13 protein-coding genes and 2 pseudogenes are annotated in these 12,053 nt (G+C 70.5%); 7 read left to right on the forward strand and 8 right to left on the reverse strand.

Annotated elements, in window-relative coordinates:
• The first annotated feature begins 665 nt into the window (after positions 1-665).
• Positions 666-1,955, forward strand: coding sequence for a GNAT family N-acetyltransferase (locus tag ABZU75_RS41780; RefSeq protein WP_355567449.1), 1,290 nt, complete (start codon positions 666-668; stop codon positions 1,953-1,955).
• 42 nt (positions 1,956-1,997) lie between these two features.
• Positions 1,998-2,303, forward strand: coding sequence for a thioredoxin family protein (locus tag ABZU75_RS41785; RefSeq protein ID WP_355567452.1), 306 nt, complete (start codon positions 1,998-2,000; stop codon positions 2,301-2,303).
• 1 nt (position 2,304) lies between these two features.
• On the opposite strand, the gene ABZU75_RS41790 is transcribed toward ABZU75_RS41785, so the two are convergent.
• Positions 2,305-2,508 (reverse strand): hypothetical protein, encoded by a 204-nt coding sequence (locus tag ABZU75_RS41790; protein ID WP_355567454.1) that lies wholly within the window; start codon positions 2,506-2,508, stop codon positions 2,305-2,307.
• 183 nt (positions 2,509-2,691) lie between these two features.
• On the opposite strand from ABZU75_RS41790, the pseudogene ABZU75_RS41795 reads away from it, so the two are divergent.
• The 4 genes and pseudogenes from ABZU75_RS41795 to ABZU75_RS41810 all read left to right on the forward strand — a co-directional run.
• A pseudogene (locus tag ABZU75_RS41795) lies at positions 2,692-2,912 on the forward strand (hypothetical protein); the annotation flags it as partial.
• Positions 2,913-2,953: 41 nt separating this feature from the next.
• On the forward strand, positions 2,954-3,295 hold the full coding sequence (locus ABZU75_RS41800; protein WP_350959224.1) for a metalloregulator ArsR/SmtB family transcription factor: 342 nt from the start codon (positions 2,954-2,956) through the stop codon (positions 3,293-3,295).
• A gap of 22 nt (positions 3,296-3,317) precedes the next feature.
• Positions 3,318-4,436, forward strand: coding sequence for an ACR3 family arsenite efflux transporter (arsB, locus tag ABZU75_RS41805; protein ID WP_355567457.1), 1,119 nt, complete (start codon positions 3,318-3,320; stop codon positions 4,434-4,436).
• A complete protein-coding gene (locus ABZU75_RS41810; protein ID WP_355567460.1) occupies positions 4,429-4,842 on the forward strand; it encodes an arsenate reductase ArsC in 414 nt (137 codons plus the stop codon). Before arsB ends, ABZU75_RS41810 begins: the two co-directional genes overlap by 8 nt.
• Before the next feature lie 91 nt (positions 4,843-4,933).
• Here the strand turns inward: ABZU75_RS41810 and ABZU75_RS41815 are convergent, their stop codons facing one another.
• The 7 genes from ABZU75_RS41815 to ABZU75_RS41845 all read right to left on the reverse strand — a co-directional run bounded on the left by ABZU75_RS41815 (position 4,934) and on the right by ABZU75_RS41845 (position 11,676).
• Complete coding sequence (locus tag ABZU75_RS41815; protein ID WP_355567463.1) at positions 4,934-6,220, reverse strand: M28 family peptidase; 1,287 nt, start codon at positions 6,218-6,220, stop codon at positions 4,934-4,936.
• A 470-nt stretch (positions 6,221-6,690) separates the two neighbouring features.
• On the reverse strand, positions 6,691-7,776 hold the full coding sequence (locus ABZU75_RS41820; protein ID WP_355567466.1) for an ArsO family NAD(P)H-dependent flavin-containing monooxygenase: 1,086 nt from the start codon (positions 7,774-7,776) through the stop codon (positions 6,691-6,693).
• A complete protein-coding gene (locus ABZU75_RS41825; RefSeq protein ID WP_355567469.1) occupies positions 7,773-8,120 on the reverse strand; it encodes a metalloregulator ArsR/SmtB family transcription factor in 348 nt (115 codons plus the stop codon). The genes ABZU75_RS41820 and ABZU75_RS41825 overlap by 4 nt, the downstream gene beginning before the upstream one ends.
• 32 nt (positions 8,121-8,152) lie before the next feature.
• On the reverse strand, positions 8,153-9,403 hold the full coding sequence (locus ABZU75_RS41830) for an MFS transporter (RefSeq protein ID WP_355567473.1): 1,251 nt from the start codon (positions 9,401-9,403) through the stop codon (positions 8,153-8,155).
• Entirely contained in the window at positions 9,400-9,672 is a 273-nt protein-coding gene (locus ABZU75_RS41835) for a hypothetical protein (RefSeq protein ID WP_355567476.1), read from the reverse strand. The genes ABZU75_RS41830 and ABZU75_RS41835 overlap by 4 nt, the downstream gene beginning before the upstream one ends.
• A 50-nt stretch (positions 9,673-9,722) precedes the next feature.
• Positions 9,723-11,150, reverse strand: coding sequence for an FAD-dependent oxidoreductase (locus tag ABZU75_RS41840; RefSeq protein ID WP_355567478.1), 1,428 nt, complete (start codon positions 11,148-11,150; stop codon positions 9,723-9,725).
• Between the two features lie 232 nt (positions 11,151-11,382).
• Entirely contained in the window at positions 11,383-11,676 is a 294-nt protein-coding gene (locus ABZU75_RS41845; protein ID WP_355567481.1) for a transcriptional regulator, read from the reverse strand.
• A gap of 60 nt (positions 11,677-11,736) precedes the next feature.
• Here ABZU75_RS41845 and ABZU75_RS41850 point away from each other — a divergent pair.
• A pseudogene (locus ABZU75_RS41850) lies at positions 11,737-12,053 on the forward strand (transposase); the annotation flags it as partial.

Below are 12,053 nucleotides of genomic sequence, written 5' to 3' on the forward strand. Positions count from 1 at the left end.
AGGCAGGGGCTGTCCGACCGAACACATGACCGCATCCAACCTGTCGGACGGGGAGCCGTCAGGCTCCAGGCGTCGACTCGTGATCAGGGCTCACCGCCCGTTCGAGCTCCGATTCGGTCGAATGCGGGGACTCCGAGGAACACCTTCGATGACCTGCGCTCCTGGCGGGCATCGAGCTGAGCGACCTTCTCTGCTGCCCCAGCGAGGCTGACCCGTAGCCCTTCGATCTCGTCGAGCCGGCCTTCGCGTTCGGCCTCGGCGATGCGGGCGATCAGGTTGTCGCGGATGTCGGCAAGTCGTGTCCGCTGGGCCGGGTCCGGTCGAAGGAGTGAGCATCTGACACAAGCGTGCTCATGGATGCAAGGGGGTCCGAAGGCGCGTGCGCGGGTGCCGATGGACACCTTCCTTTTTTCGAAGTGGGCGAGGAAGGCATCCCATTCTTCCTCGGTCGGGGTTCGGTACTCTTCGCTGGGGCGAGAGGTTCGACGGCGGGCGATGAACGCTCGGTGGGCTTCGATTCTGAACTTTCGTGCTGGTGGAGCGGCACGGCACCTCCAGCCTGTACCGGATCAACGAAGAGTGCGTGCGGTGCTTTCCCACCGCCGCCGACGTGGTGATGGGCAACCCCGTCCCGGCCACCCCCACCTGCGACCGAGGAGCACGCCATGGCACATGAGGAGGTCGTCGAGCGCTACTCCGGCCTGGCCCGCGCGGCGCTGGCCGGTGAGAGCGTCGTGGACTGCGCTCCCGATGCGTTCGCCGACGGCTGCTTCGGCGCGGCCGGCTACGACGACACCGCGGGACTGCCCGAGGGCGCGCTGCGCGCCAGCCTCGGCTGCGGCAACCCGGTCGCCGTCGCCGAGCTACGCACGGGCGAGACCGTGCTCGACCTCGGCTCCGGGGGCGGTATCGACGTGTTGCTGTCGGCGCGCCGCATCGGCCCGTACGGAAAGGCCTATGGCCTGGACGCCAGCGCCGACATGGTGGAGCTCGCCCGGCGCAACGCCGCGGCGGCGGGTGTGGCCAACACCGAGTTCGTGTGTGGCACGATCGAGGCGATCCCGCTGCCGGATCACGCGGTCGACGTCGTCATCTCCAACTGCGTGATCAACCTCTCCAGCGACAAGGCGGCCGTGCTGGCTGAGACCTTCCGGGTTCTGCGGCCCGGCGGCCGCCTGGGCATCAGTGACGTTGTCACCGACAGTGCAACCGGCGGAGCCGTCGAGGCGCAGCGACGCGTGGCCACCGAGCAGCGGGTGGGCTGTATCGCCGGATCCCTCACCGTCGTCGAATACCGGGCTCTGCTGGCGGCGACCGGGTTCGTGGCCACCTCGATCACGCTGACGGCCGATCACGGCGACGGAGTGCACTCGGCCGTCATCCAGGCCGTCAAGCCCGCGATCTCTCCGGGGTTGGAGATCCGGCCGATGCGTGAGACCGACGCCGAGCAGGTGCTGGCCATCTACCAGGCGGGGTTGGATACCGGCCAAGCCAGCTTCGAGACGCTCGCACCCAGCTGGGAGGGCTTCACCGGGGGTAAGTTGACGCACCCGCGCTATGTCGCCGTCGACACCGACACAGGTGAGGTCGTCGGCTGGGTGGCCGCCTCACCGGTCTCGGCCAGGGCGGTGTACGCCGGAGTCGTCGAGCACAGCCTCTACGTTCACCCCGACTGCCAGGCCCACGGCATCGGCCGGGCCCTGCTGGCCGCGTTCATCGCCGGGTCACAGGACGCCGGAATATGGACAATCCAGGCGGGAATCTTCCCGCAGAACGCGCCCAGCCTGTCTCTGCACCAGGCGCTCGGCTTCCGCGTCATCGGTACCCGCGAGCGCGTCGGCCACCACCACGGCGTGTGGCGCGACGTGATCCTCCTGGAGCGGCGCAGCGCAGTCACCGGGCTTGAGGCAGGGGCGCCGTCAAGATACGTCGCACCGGGGACGAAGTACCCGTAGAGGAACTCCGCAGGATTATTACACTGCTGCGAAGGGCGGCTGATGATGGAGTTGACGGTGCTGGTGGTGCCGGACTGTCCGAGCGCGTCGGTGCTGGATGAGCGGCTGGCCGAGGTGCTGGCCGATCGCCGGTGGGTATCGGTGATGCGGCGAGTGATCGACGACGACGAGCAGGCGGCCCGGTGGGGGATGCGCGGGTCACCGACGCTGCTGATTGACGGTGTCGACCCGTTCGCCGATCCGGGGGTGCCGGCCAGCGTGTCGTGCCGGATGTATCGGGATGAGGATGGCCGCCTGGAGGGAGCGCCGTCGGTAGCCGCTCTGCGCCGCGCCCTGGGCCAGGCGTAGGTCAGCTGAGTTCGCTGGTCGACTTGGCGTCGTGGTCACGCAGCCAGGTGACCAGGTCATCTGCGCCGGTGCGGCGGGCGGCATCCAGCGGGGCCAGCTGGTCGTAGCCGACCCGGTTAACGTCGCCGCCGCGTTGTAGGAAGAACTCTGCCGCTTGGCGCTGGCCGCCATGGCAGGCTGACCACAGGCCATGGGTGATGTCCACCACCGATCACCGCCACGTCGGCTTCGAGGTCGGCGCCGGCCTCCAAAAGTGCATTCAGGACCGGCACGTCGTCGCTGCTGGCCGCCCAGTGCCCTGATTGCTTCGCCCTCCTCCACGACAGGCCAAATCACATCGGCTGTTCACCAGTTGTTCGTCTCTGCTGATATCGATACATGCCAATATCGGCTTCTGTCATGGACCGAGGAGATTGTCCGCGCTGCCGACGTGGTGGTCACCATGGGCCGGACGCCTGCCCGGCCTTTCCCGGCAAGCGCCACCTGGACTGGGAGTTGCCCGACCCGGACGGCAAGAGCGTCGCGGAAGCGCGGCCGATCCTCGACCTGCCCGGCGCCCGAAAGGGCGGCACCTCCGTACCGTGCCCTAATAGACATATGTCAATATAGATGTTAGTCGACTTCGATGGATCTCTATACGGGAGGGCTCGATGGAGCCGCTGGAGCTTTTGGAGTGCAGCTCGCCGCTGACGCGCGAGCCGCTCAGCGCCGAGCAGGGCGCCGCCGTGGCGCGGGTGTTCAAGGCACTGGGAGATCCGGTACGGCTGCGCATCGTGTCGATCGTGGCCAGCCATGCCGGCGGCGAGGTGTGCGTGTGCGACCTGACCGGCGCCTTCGAGCTGTCACAGCCGACCATCAGTCACCACCTGAAGGTCCTGAAAGAGGTCGGGCTGCTGGTCTCCGAGCGCCGGGCCTCGTGGGTGTACTACCGGCTGGTCCCCGAGACCCTGGCCGAGCTGTCGGCCCTGATCAACGTTCCCGCCACGGCCTGAGCGCGACCACGGAAGGAAATCCATGTCCTCACCGTCCACCCGAGCCCCGGTCTCCGCCCCTGTGGGGCAGCCGGGCGTGATCGGCGCCCTGTCGACGCCGGATCGCCTCCTGCCGGTGTGGATCGGGCTGGCGATGGCCGCCGGTCTGCTGCTCGGCCGGCTGGTGCCCGGCCTGAACTCCGCGCTGGAGGCGGTGAAGATCGGCGAGATCTCGCTGCCGATCGCGCTGGGTCTGCTGCTGATGATGTACCCGGTGTTGGCGAAGGTCCGCTACGACCGCCTGGGCGCCGTCACCGGCGACCGGCGGCTGCTCGTCGCCTCGCTGGTGCTGAACTGGGTCCTCGGCCCGGCGCTGATGTTCGCGCTGGCCTGGCTGCTCCTGCCCGACCTGCCCGAGTACCGCACCGGCCTGATCATCGTCGGCCTGGCCCGCTGCATCGCCATGGTGCTGATCTGGAACGACCTGGCCTGCGGCGACCGTGAGGCCGCCGCCGTGCTGGTCGCGATCAACTCGATCTTCCAGGTGGTGGCCTTCGCCGCGCTCGGCTGGTTCTACCTGCAGGTGCTGCCCGGCTGGCTGGGCCTGGCCGAAGGCACCGCGCTACAGGTCTCGGCCTGGGACATCGCCTGGTACGTGCTGATCTTCCTCGGTATCCCGCTGGTGGCGGGCTACCTGTCGCGCAGGCTGGGCGAGCGTGCCCGGGGCCGCGAATGGTACGAGGAGCGCTTCCTGCCGAAGATCGGGCCGATCGCGTTGTACGGGCTGCTGTTCACCATCGTCATCCTGTTCGCCCTGCAGGGTGAAACGATCACTTCCCAACCCGGAGACGTAGCGCGCATCGCGGTACCGCTGCTGGCCTACTTCGCCCTCATGTGGGGTGGCTCCTTCCTGGCCGGCCGGGCGATCGGCCTGACCTACGAGCGCACCACGACGCTCGCCTTCACCGCGGCGGGCAACAACTTCGAGCTGGCCATCGCGGTCGCGGTCGGCGTCTTCGGGGTCACCTCCGGCCAGGCCCTGGCCGGGGTGGTCGGCCCGCTGATCGAGGTGCCCGTCCTGGTCGCCCTGGTCTACGTCAGCCTGGCCGGCCGCCGCCTGTTCTCCACCACCCCCGCACCGAAGGGATCAGTCCATGCCTGACACAGCCGATACGCCCCAGGTCCTGTTCGTCTGCGTGCACAACGCCGGCCGATCCCAGATGGCCGCCGGCTGGCTCACCCATCTGGCAGGCGATCGGATCGAGGTCCGCTCGGCCGGGTCGCAGCCCGCAGAGACGATCAATCCGGTCGCGGTGCGGGCGATGGCCGAGGTCGGCATCGACATCGCCGCTGAGCAGCCCAAGGTGCTGACCGTCGAAGCCGTGCGGGTCTGCGATGTGGTCATCACCATGGGCTGCGGGGACACCTGCCCGTTCTTCCCCGGCAAGCGGTACGAGGACTGGAAGCTTGACGACCCCTCCGGCCGGGACATCGAGGCCGTCCGGAACATCCGCGACGAGATCCGAGCCCGTGTCGAAAAACTGATCGCCGACCTCGACGCCCGGTGACCCGGCCTGGGCGGCCTGAGCCGGGCCCGTGGCCCAGAACGCCTGGACCGCAGGTCCACGCCGACGGTCCAGGTCCGACAAGGCGCCCCGCTCAGGGGCGCTGCGTGCCGGCCAGCAGCCAGACGGTGGAGATGAGCAGGCGGGCGGCGGCCACCAGGGTGGCCGGCTCGACGCGGTCGGGGGTCTCGGCGGGGGTCTGGTAGCCGGGCATGCCCATGCCGATGCCGATCGCGGCCAGCCCCGCCGCGGCGTAGCGGCGGTTGTCCGAGGCCATCGCTCCGGCCCGCAGTGCCACCCCGGTGCGGCGCCCGGCCTGGTCCAAGACGGCCAGCAGGGCATGGGCCGGGCCGCCCGCCTCGACCGCGGCCGCCTGGTGCAGCTGCGCGGCCCCGTCCAGGTTGATGACCTGGGTGCCCGGCGCCACAGCGGGGGCGTGGTGGGCCGAACCCCAGGCGCCGACCTCTTCGGCGTCCAGGAAGGACACCCTCAGATCCACCGGCACGGTCAAGGTGGTGGTGAGGACACGGGCGGCTTCCAGGATCGCGGCCACCCCGGAGGCGTTGTCGGCCGCGGCGGGCAGGCGACGGCCCGGGTCGTCGCCCACTCCGTCGAAGTGCGCCGTCAGCAGCACCCGCGGCCCACCCGCCGTCCCTTCCCCCGCCCCCTCATCCGGCACGTCCGGCCCGATCGGCAGGTGGCCGTGAACGTTGACACCGCCAACACCGACCGCGCGCAGCGGTGCCGACGCGGTCACGGTCACTTCCCCCGCGGCGAGGGCATCGGCCAGCTGCCGGTGCAGGTCGGTGCGTACTCCGATGACCGCCACCGCATGCCGGGCGGGCCCGGCGATCATTTTGGGCATCCACCCGTCGTCGTCGGTGTTTCGGGCCGTCAGCACGCCGAGGGCGCCGTCGGCTTCGGCGCGCCGGCAGGTCTGCGCCCATTCGCCGGCCGGAGCCAGCACCCAGCGCCCGCCGAGATCCGCCGTGCCCGCGTCCGCCAGCGGCGCCGAGTGCGGATCGGGCAGTTCGGCCGAGGCCAGGTGCTCGGCGAAATCGCGGCGATGCTCCAACCGCCGGGCTGCCCGGCCGGCGCTCCACTGCAACACCGGTGTGCGATACAGCTCTCGCACCTCGGCGACATCGAACGGGTCAAGCCGAACATCGGCGTCCAGCGTACGTAACCGGTCGGCGAGCCAGGTGGCGGCGGCGTGGCCGCCGGGGGTGCCCACCCGGCGGCCCGCGTAGCGGTCGGCGGCCAGCTCCGCGACGCAGTCGAGCATCCGCCGCGCGCTCACCTGTTCCAGGGCGGCCGCCAGGCCGGGGGCCTCGGCCGCCTCTGGTGGCACAGGCGGGGAGGCGGGGGGCGGGGAGCTCATCCGCAGCATCCACCGGAGGTGTTACTGGCGGCGGCCGGGGTGGCCGGTGCCTGGCCGCGGCCCTCGGTCTGGGCGGTCTGCTCGGCCTCGGTCGTACCTCCGCAACACGACACGGCTACGGAAACGGCGTCGTTGGATGCGGTGGGAGCGGGGCCTCCGCAGCATCCTCCGGCCGCGGGCGGGGTGAAGGCTTCCTGCAGGTTCCCGATGAATCCACCGGTGCTCTCGCTTGCCATGGTGTGCCCCTTTCGGGTCGGTGGCGCACGTGCTTGCGCCGCACCGGCCTCACTTGGATTTGACGGATATCTAAGTAGGGTCAGCGTTTCACTTTGATTAGAGGAATGTCAAGTTAGAAGGATGTCTAATCAAAATGGTGAGACGCGCTCCCGGCCCAGGCGGCGTTCTCCCCGCGCTGGACGCCGCTCACCGTGAACGATCGCGTCCCCGCCTCTCACCACAAGGAGCGGGCGTCAGGACCCGAGCTGTTGCAGGACTTCGGCGACACAGGTTTTAGCGGTGCGGGCGGCGCCGATCAAAGTGGCCGAGGCGGGACCGGTCCAGTCGCCGTAGCCCAGCAGATGCAGGCGAGGTTCTCCGAGCGCGCGGGTGCCCTCGGTGGGGATCAGACCGTCGTGGCCGCGCAGTTGCAGCGGAGCCAGGTGGCCGAGCGCGGGGCGGAACCCGGTGCACCAGATGATTGTCTCGCACGCCAGCTCTGTGCCATCGGCCCAGGCCGCCCCGGTCGCGGTGAGACGGGCGAACATGGGCTCGGCCTTGAGGGTGCCGCGGTCGCGGGCCTCGCGAACGGATGGCACGGCGACGATGTCACCCAGGTCACTCAGGTCACCGACGCCTGCCGCATCGGCCGAGCGGGCACGACGGGTGGCCAGGTCGAACAACGCCTTGCCGTCCACCTCGTCGGGCAGCAGCCGGGGCGGGCGCAGGGTGGCCCAGGTGGTGCTCGCGACAGTGGAGACCTCGGCGAGGATCTGTGCGGCGGAGTTGGCGCCGCCCACGATCATCACACGCTCACCGCGCAAGGGCTCGGGCCCGGTGTAGCCGGCGGTGTGCAGTTGCCGGCCCTCGAAGTCGCCGATGCCCGGGTAGTGCGGGATGAACGGCCGCCACCAGGTGCCGGTCGCGCTGATCACGATTCGTGCCTGCCAGGTACCGGCGTCGGTCTGGACCGTCAGATGATCCTCACCCCGCCGTACGGCCCGTACGCGCACGGGGCGGACGGTCGGTAACCGGTAGCGCTGCTCATAGTCGGCCAGGTAGGCGACGGTGTCGGCCGCGCTCGGAGAGGCCCCGCCTGCGGGCGCGGGCATCATCCGGCCCGGCAGTGAACTGTACTGGGCGGGAGAGAACAGCCGAAGCGAGGGCCAGGCGTGCCGCCAGGCGCCGCCCGGCCGGTTCTGGGCGTCGAGAATGACGAAATCGGCCTTCGCTCGACGCAGGTGGTAGCCCGCCGCCAGCCCGGACTGCCCGCCGCCGACCACCAGCACGTCGACCCGCCGCGGCGAAGGCGATGGTGCCGTCGCCTCGGTCGGGCTCACGTGTTCGCGGGCTCGGCCAGCGGGGTGAACAGCGCGCTCAGCCGGGCCACCGCCGAGGGGACGATCCAGTAGTAGACCCAGGTGCCGCGCCGCTCACTGTCGATCAGCCCGGCCACCCGCAGGGTCTTGAGATGGTGGGAGATGGTGGGGGCGCTCAGGTCGAAGGCGCCGGTCAGGTCACACACGCACGCCTCACCGCCGGGGTGGGAGCCGATCATCGACAGCAGACGCAACCGGACGGGGTCGGCGACCGCCTTGAGCGCCGCCGCGAGTTCGGCCGCGTCGGCTGGTGAGATGGGTTCGCGGGCGATCGGGGCACAGCACTGGGTGGTGGCGGCGGTCATACAACAACCCCTTAATTCGACATTTGTCTAAATCATACGCGGTGGTAGGCGACCAGCGCGAACGCGGCGATCGCGCAGGCCACCGCAACGGCTGCCATCACCCACTGGTAGCCGACCGCTTGGGCCAGCGCGACCGCGCCCAGCGGTGCCAGGGCTTTGTCAGCGACGGAGAAGGCGGCGATGCGGCCTGACAGCGAGGCGTAGGCGCTCGTGTCGTAGCGCTGCAGGAGCAGGTGCGGCAGGGTGATGGAGGCGATGCCGAAACCAAGCCCAAATCCGAGCACGCAGCCGATGGCGCCCGGCACCGTGTGCCCGGCCGGCGGAAGCAGCGCGGCGGCGACGCCCTGCAGGGCGAAGATCGCGGCGGCGATGAGGGCGGCGGGCAGGCGGCGTTGCAGGCCGGTGGTGAGCAGGCGGCCGGTCACCGACAGCACCCCCAGCAGTCCGGCCAGTGTGGCGGCCAGGACGGGTGAGTGCCCCAGATGGATGAGGTAGGTGATGAGCAGGACGGACATCACCGCTGCCGCGCCGCCGTTGGCGGTGAAGGCGATCACCAGCAGCCAGAACGGCCGCCGACGGGTGGCGGCCTTGACGACCTGAGCCCGCTCGTGGGTCGTGACCGGCCGACGTCCGGCGCGGGCGGGGCGGCGCACGACGAACGCGTGCAACGGGATCGCCGCCGCTCCGTAGATCACGGCCAAGACCACCAGGGCGGTGCGCCAGCCGTAGGAGTCGACCAGCAGGCCGGTCAGCGGCAGGAAGATGGTGGAGGCGAACCCGGCGACGACGGTGAGCGCGAGCAGGGCGTTGGCTCGGCCGTGGCCGGGGGTGGGGCCGTCGAACCAGCTGACGATGACAGCGAAGGCGCTTTCGTACAACACCATCGCGCACGCGATGCCGATCGCGGTGAAGACCGCGTACAGCTGGGGCAGGTTCTCGACCCGCGACCAGGCCAGGACGGCGAGCGTGCCGATGATCGACCCGGCGGTCATCAGGCCCCGGCCGCCGCGGGCGTCCAGCAGGCGGCCGACCAGCGGGGCGCACAGCGCGGCGATCAGGATCGAGCCGGTCAGCGCGGCCGCGATCTGGGCGCCGCCGGCGTGCAGGTCGGCTGCCATGGGGGTGAGGAAGACGGAGAAGGCGTAGTAGAGCACGCCGTAGCCGATGGTCTGCGTCACGGCCAGGGCTGCGACGATGCGCCACCCCTGGGCCAAGCGCGGCCGGCCGCCGCTCCCGGGGGTGGGGGCGGTGGCTTTCGTGGCGGCTTCAGTGGTGGAGCTCACTCGCGGTCACCGGCGCAGCCGATCAGCTGACGTCCGCTCGCGCTCGTCCAGAGCTCACCGGCGAGGTCTCCGGTAATGAACCCCTGGGCCTGCAGCCGCCAGGCCAGGGGCTGGGCCATTCGGGCGATCGCTGGGGCGAAGCCCGGGTTGGTGCTCGGCCTGCGGGCGGCGACCAGGTGCTCACCCAGGCGGCGGGTGTCGACGGGCCCGTGCTCGCAGATCAGGCGCAGGGCTTCCTTCTGGGCGGCGGTGGGGTATCCCTCAGACATCTGACGCTCCCTGTGTCTGCGGCTTCGGTGCTGGTCGATGGCCGGCGCGTTCAGCCGCAGCAGCCACCACCGTCGCTGCCGCCGAGGGTGACCAGCGGGAGCGGGGTGGCGAGCAGGCCACCGCTGATACCGGTGGCCAGGCCGACCCGCTGCTCTTGTGCCTCGGCCAGGCCAGAGGAGCACACGCCTGTCTCGGGCAGGTCGAGCTGGACGTCATGGGCGGCTTCCCAGTCCCCGGCCAGCGCGGCGACGACGGAGCGGACCTGCTCGTATCCGGTGGCCATCAGGAAGGTGGGAGCGCGGCCGTAGCTTTTGACGCCCACCGCGTAGTAGCCGCTTTCGGGGTGGGACAGTTCGTCGACGCCGTGGGCCGGGACGGTGCCGCAGGAGTGCTGGTTGGGGTCGATCAGCGGGGCCAGCGCGCGGGTGGAGCCGAGGATGGGGTCGAGCTCCAGGCGCAGCTCGGAGGCGATGGAGTGGTCGGGCCGGTATCCGGTGGCGACCACGACGCGCTCGACGGTGATGGACTGCTCGGTGCCGGAAGAGTCGCGGCTGAGTACCGTCACCTGGCCGTCGGCCTTGGTGAGGGAGTGGGTGAAGAAACCGGTCAGCAGTTGGATGCGTCCGTCCTTGACCAGGGTGTGCAGGCGGGTGCCGAGGGCGCCACGTGCGGGCAGTGCGTCGGCCTCGCCGCCGCCGTAGGCGCGTGCCGCGCTGCCTGCCCGGATTGCCCAGGTGACGGGGGTGTCCTGCAGCTGGGCCAGGGCCAGCAGAGTGGTGGCCGCCGAATGACCGGCTCCGACCACGAGGGTGTGGCGGCCCTCGTACCTCTCGCGGTCGGCGCCCAGCACGTCGGGCAGCGCGTGGTCGATGACCGCCGCTGCCTCGGCTTCACCGTAGGCGGGAAGACCATTCGCCCCGAGCACGTTGGGCGTGGTCCAGGTGCCGGAGGCATCCACGATCGCCCGGGCGTGGATCTCGCGGCCGTCGGCCAGGCGGATCAGGAACGGCACCTGCTCGCGGCCGATGGAGCGGACCCGGTCATAGCCCAGGCGGCTGATCGCGGTCACCGCCGCACCGAAGCGCACGTTGGGGGCGATCGCCGGGTGCTTGGCCAGCGGGGCGAGGTAGTCGTCGATCAGCTCGGCGCCGGTCGGCAGCCACTCGGGATCCGGCGCGGCCCAGCCTTCGGCCTGGAGCAGGCGCCGGGTTGCGGCGTCGACGTTGTAGCGCCACGGGCTGAAGGTGCGCACGTGCCCCCATTGGGCGATCGAGGCCCCGACCTGCTGCCCGGCCTCCAACAGCAGGAAGTCCAGGCCGCGCTCGGCCAGGTGGGCGGCGGCGGCCAGGCCCACCGGGCCCGCACCGATCACCACCACGGGCAACCCCTCGATCTCAGCGCTCTGCTGGGCGTTCTCGGTCGCGGACAAGACCTGCTCGATCTCGGTGGCCGCCGGGCCGCAGCATCCATCACTCATGTTCGTCTCCTGTGCGTCGCATGCTCATCGTCAAAGGCACCGGGGGCGGGGGAACTCCGGTTCACCGGGCCCTACCCACCCTCCGACTGTTTAGAAGTCTGTCGAAGTAATGCCTAGCCTGCCTCATTGATTTGAGGGATGTCAATATAGGTAGGCGTCTAAGTTGTGAGGTACGGGTACCGGGCAGGCGTTTGTCGCCGCCGCGGCGCACCTCGCCGCCCGGCGGTGGGGCCTATCCGCAAGGGGAGTCCGGCGAGCAGTCCACCGGCGGGCGGCATGCCCGCAGGCTCGCCTGCAGGTCGCTCAGCGCGCGGCCGATCCGCCCCGCATCCGCCCGGTAGTAAACGGTCTTCCACTCCCGACGGGAGGCCAACACGCCGCCGTCACGCAGGGTGGCCAGGTGGGTGGAGGTCGCCGACTGGGCCGGCGGCAGGCGCTCGGCCACCCCGCCGGCGAACAGCGCCAGGATCTGCTGGCGGGTCTCGCCGGCCATCGCCTTGAGGAAGGCGCGGGCCGCATCCCTCAACTCGATCCCGCTCAAGAACTGGACGCCGTGTAGGAGCGGCTGGAGACGTTTGCCGCTGAGGTGTTCTCTTGTTTTGCCCGTGCTGATCAGCGGTGGTGGGGCGAGCGGTATGTGCGTGGCCTGCTGAGTGACGGGGCGCGTAAATCGATGGAGCCGATGGCGGCCCGGCTGGGCGTGGACCGCCATGGGCTGCAGTAGTTCTGCACCGACGCCCCCTGGTCGCATCAGCTGGTGTCGGCCGAGCCGGCTTGGCGGATGGAGGCGGCGATCGACCCGGTGGCGTGGGTGATCGATGATGTGTCCTTTCCCGAGGACGGCCAGGAGTCGCCGGGCGTGGCCGCGCAGTACCGCGGGGCGCCGGGCAAGAGGGCCAACTG

The sequence above is a fragment of the Streptosporangium sp. NPDC005286 genome, assembly GCF_040607515.1.
Lineage (GTDB): Bacteria > Actinomycetota > Actinomycetes > Streptosporangiales > Streptosporangiaceae > Streptosporangium.

Excerpts from the sequence above, each read along its gene's own strand:
- ABZU75_RS41780 (WP_355567449.1), top strand. The coding sequence starts at position 666 with ATGGCACATGAGGAGGTCGTCGAGCGCTACTCCGGCCTGGCCCGCGCG.
- ABZU75_RS41785 (WP_355567452.1), top strand. The coding sequence starts at position 1,998 with ATGATGGAGTTGACGGTGCTGGTGGTGCCGGACTGTCCGAGCGCGTCG.
- ABZU75_RS41800 (WP_350959224.1), top strand. The coding sequence starts at position 2,954 with ATGGAGCCGCTGGAGCTTTTGGAGTGCAGCTCGCCGCTGACGCGCGAG.
- arsB (WP_355567457.1), top strand. The coding sequence starts at position 3,318 with ATGTCCTCACCGTCCACCCGAGCCCCGGTCTCCGCCCCTGTGGGGCAG.
- ABZU75_RS41810 (WP_355567460.1), top strand. The coding sequence starts at position 4,429 with ATGCCTGACACAGCCGATACGCCCCAGGTCCTGTTCGTCTGCGTGCAC.
- ABZU75_RS41815 (WP_355567463.1), bottom strand. The coding sequence starts at position 6,220 with ATGAGCTCCCCGCCCCCCGCCTCCCCGCCTGTGCCACCAGAGGCGGCC.
- ABZU75_RS41825 (WP_355567469.1), bottom strand. The coding sequence starts at position 8,120 with ATGACCGCCGCCACCACCCAGTGCTGTGCCCCGATCGCCCGCGAACCC.
- ABZU75_RS41835 (WP_355567476.1), bottom strand. The coding sequence starts at position 9,672 with ATGTCTGAGGGATACCCCACCGCCGCCCAGAAGGAAGCCCTGCGCCTG.
- ABZU75_RS41840 (WP_355567478.1), bottom strand. The coding sequence starts at position 11,150 with ATGAGTGATGGATGCTGCGGCCCGGCGGCCACCGAGATCGAGCAGGTC.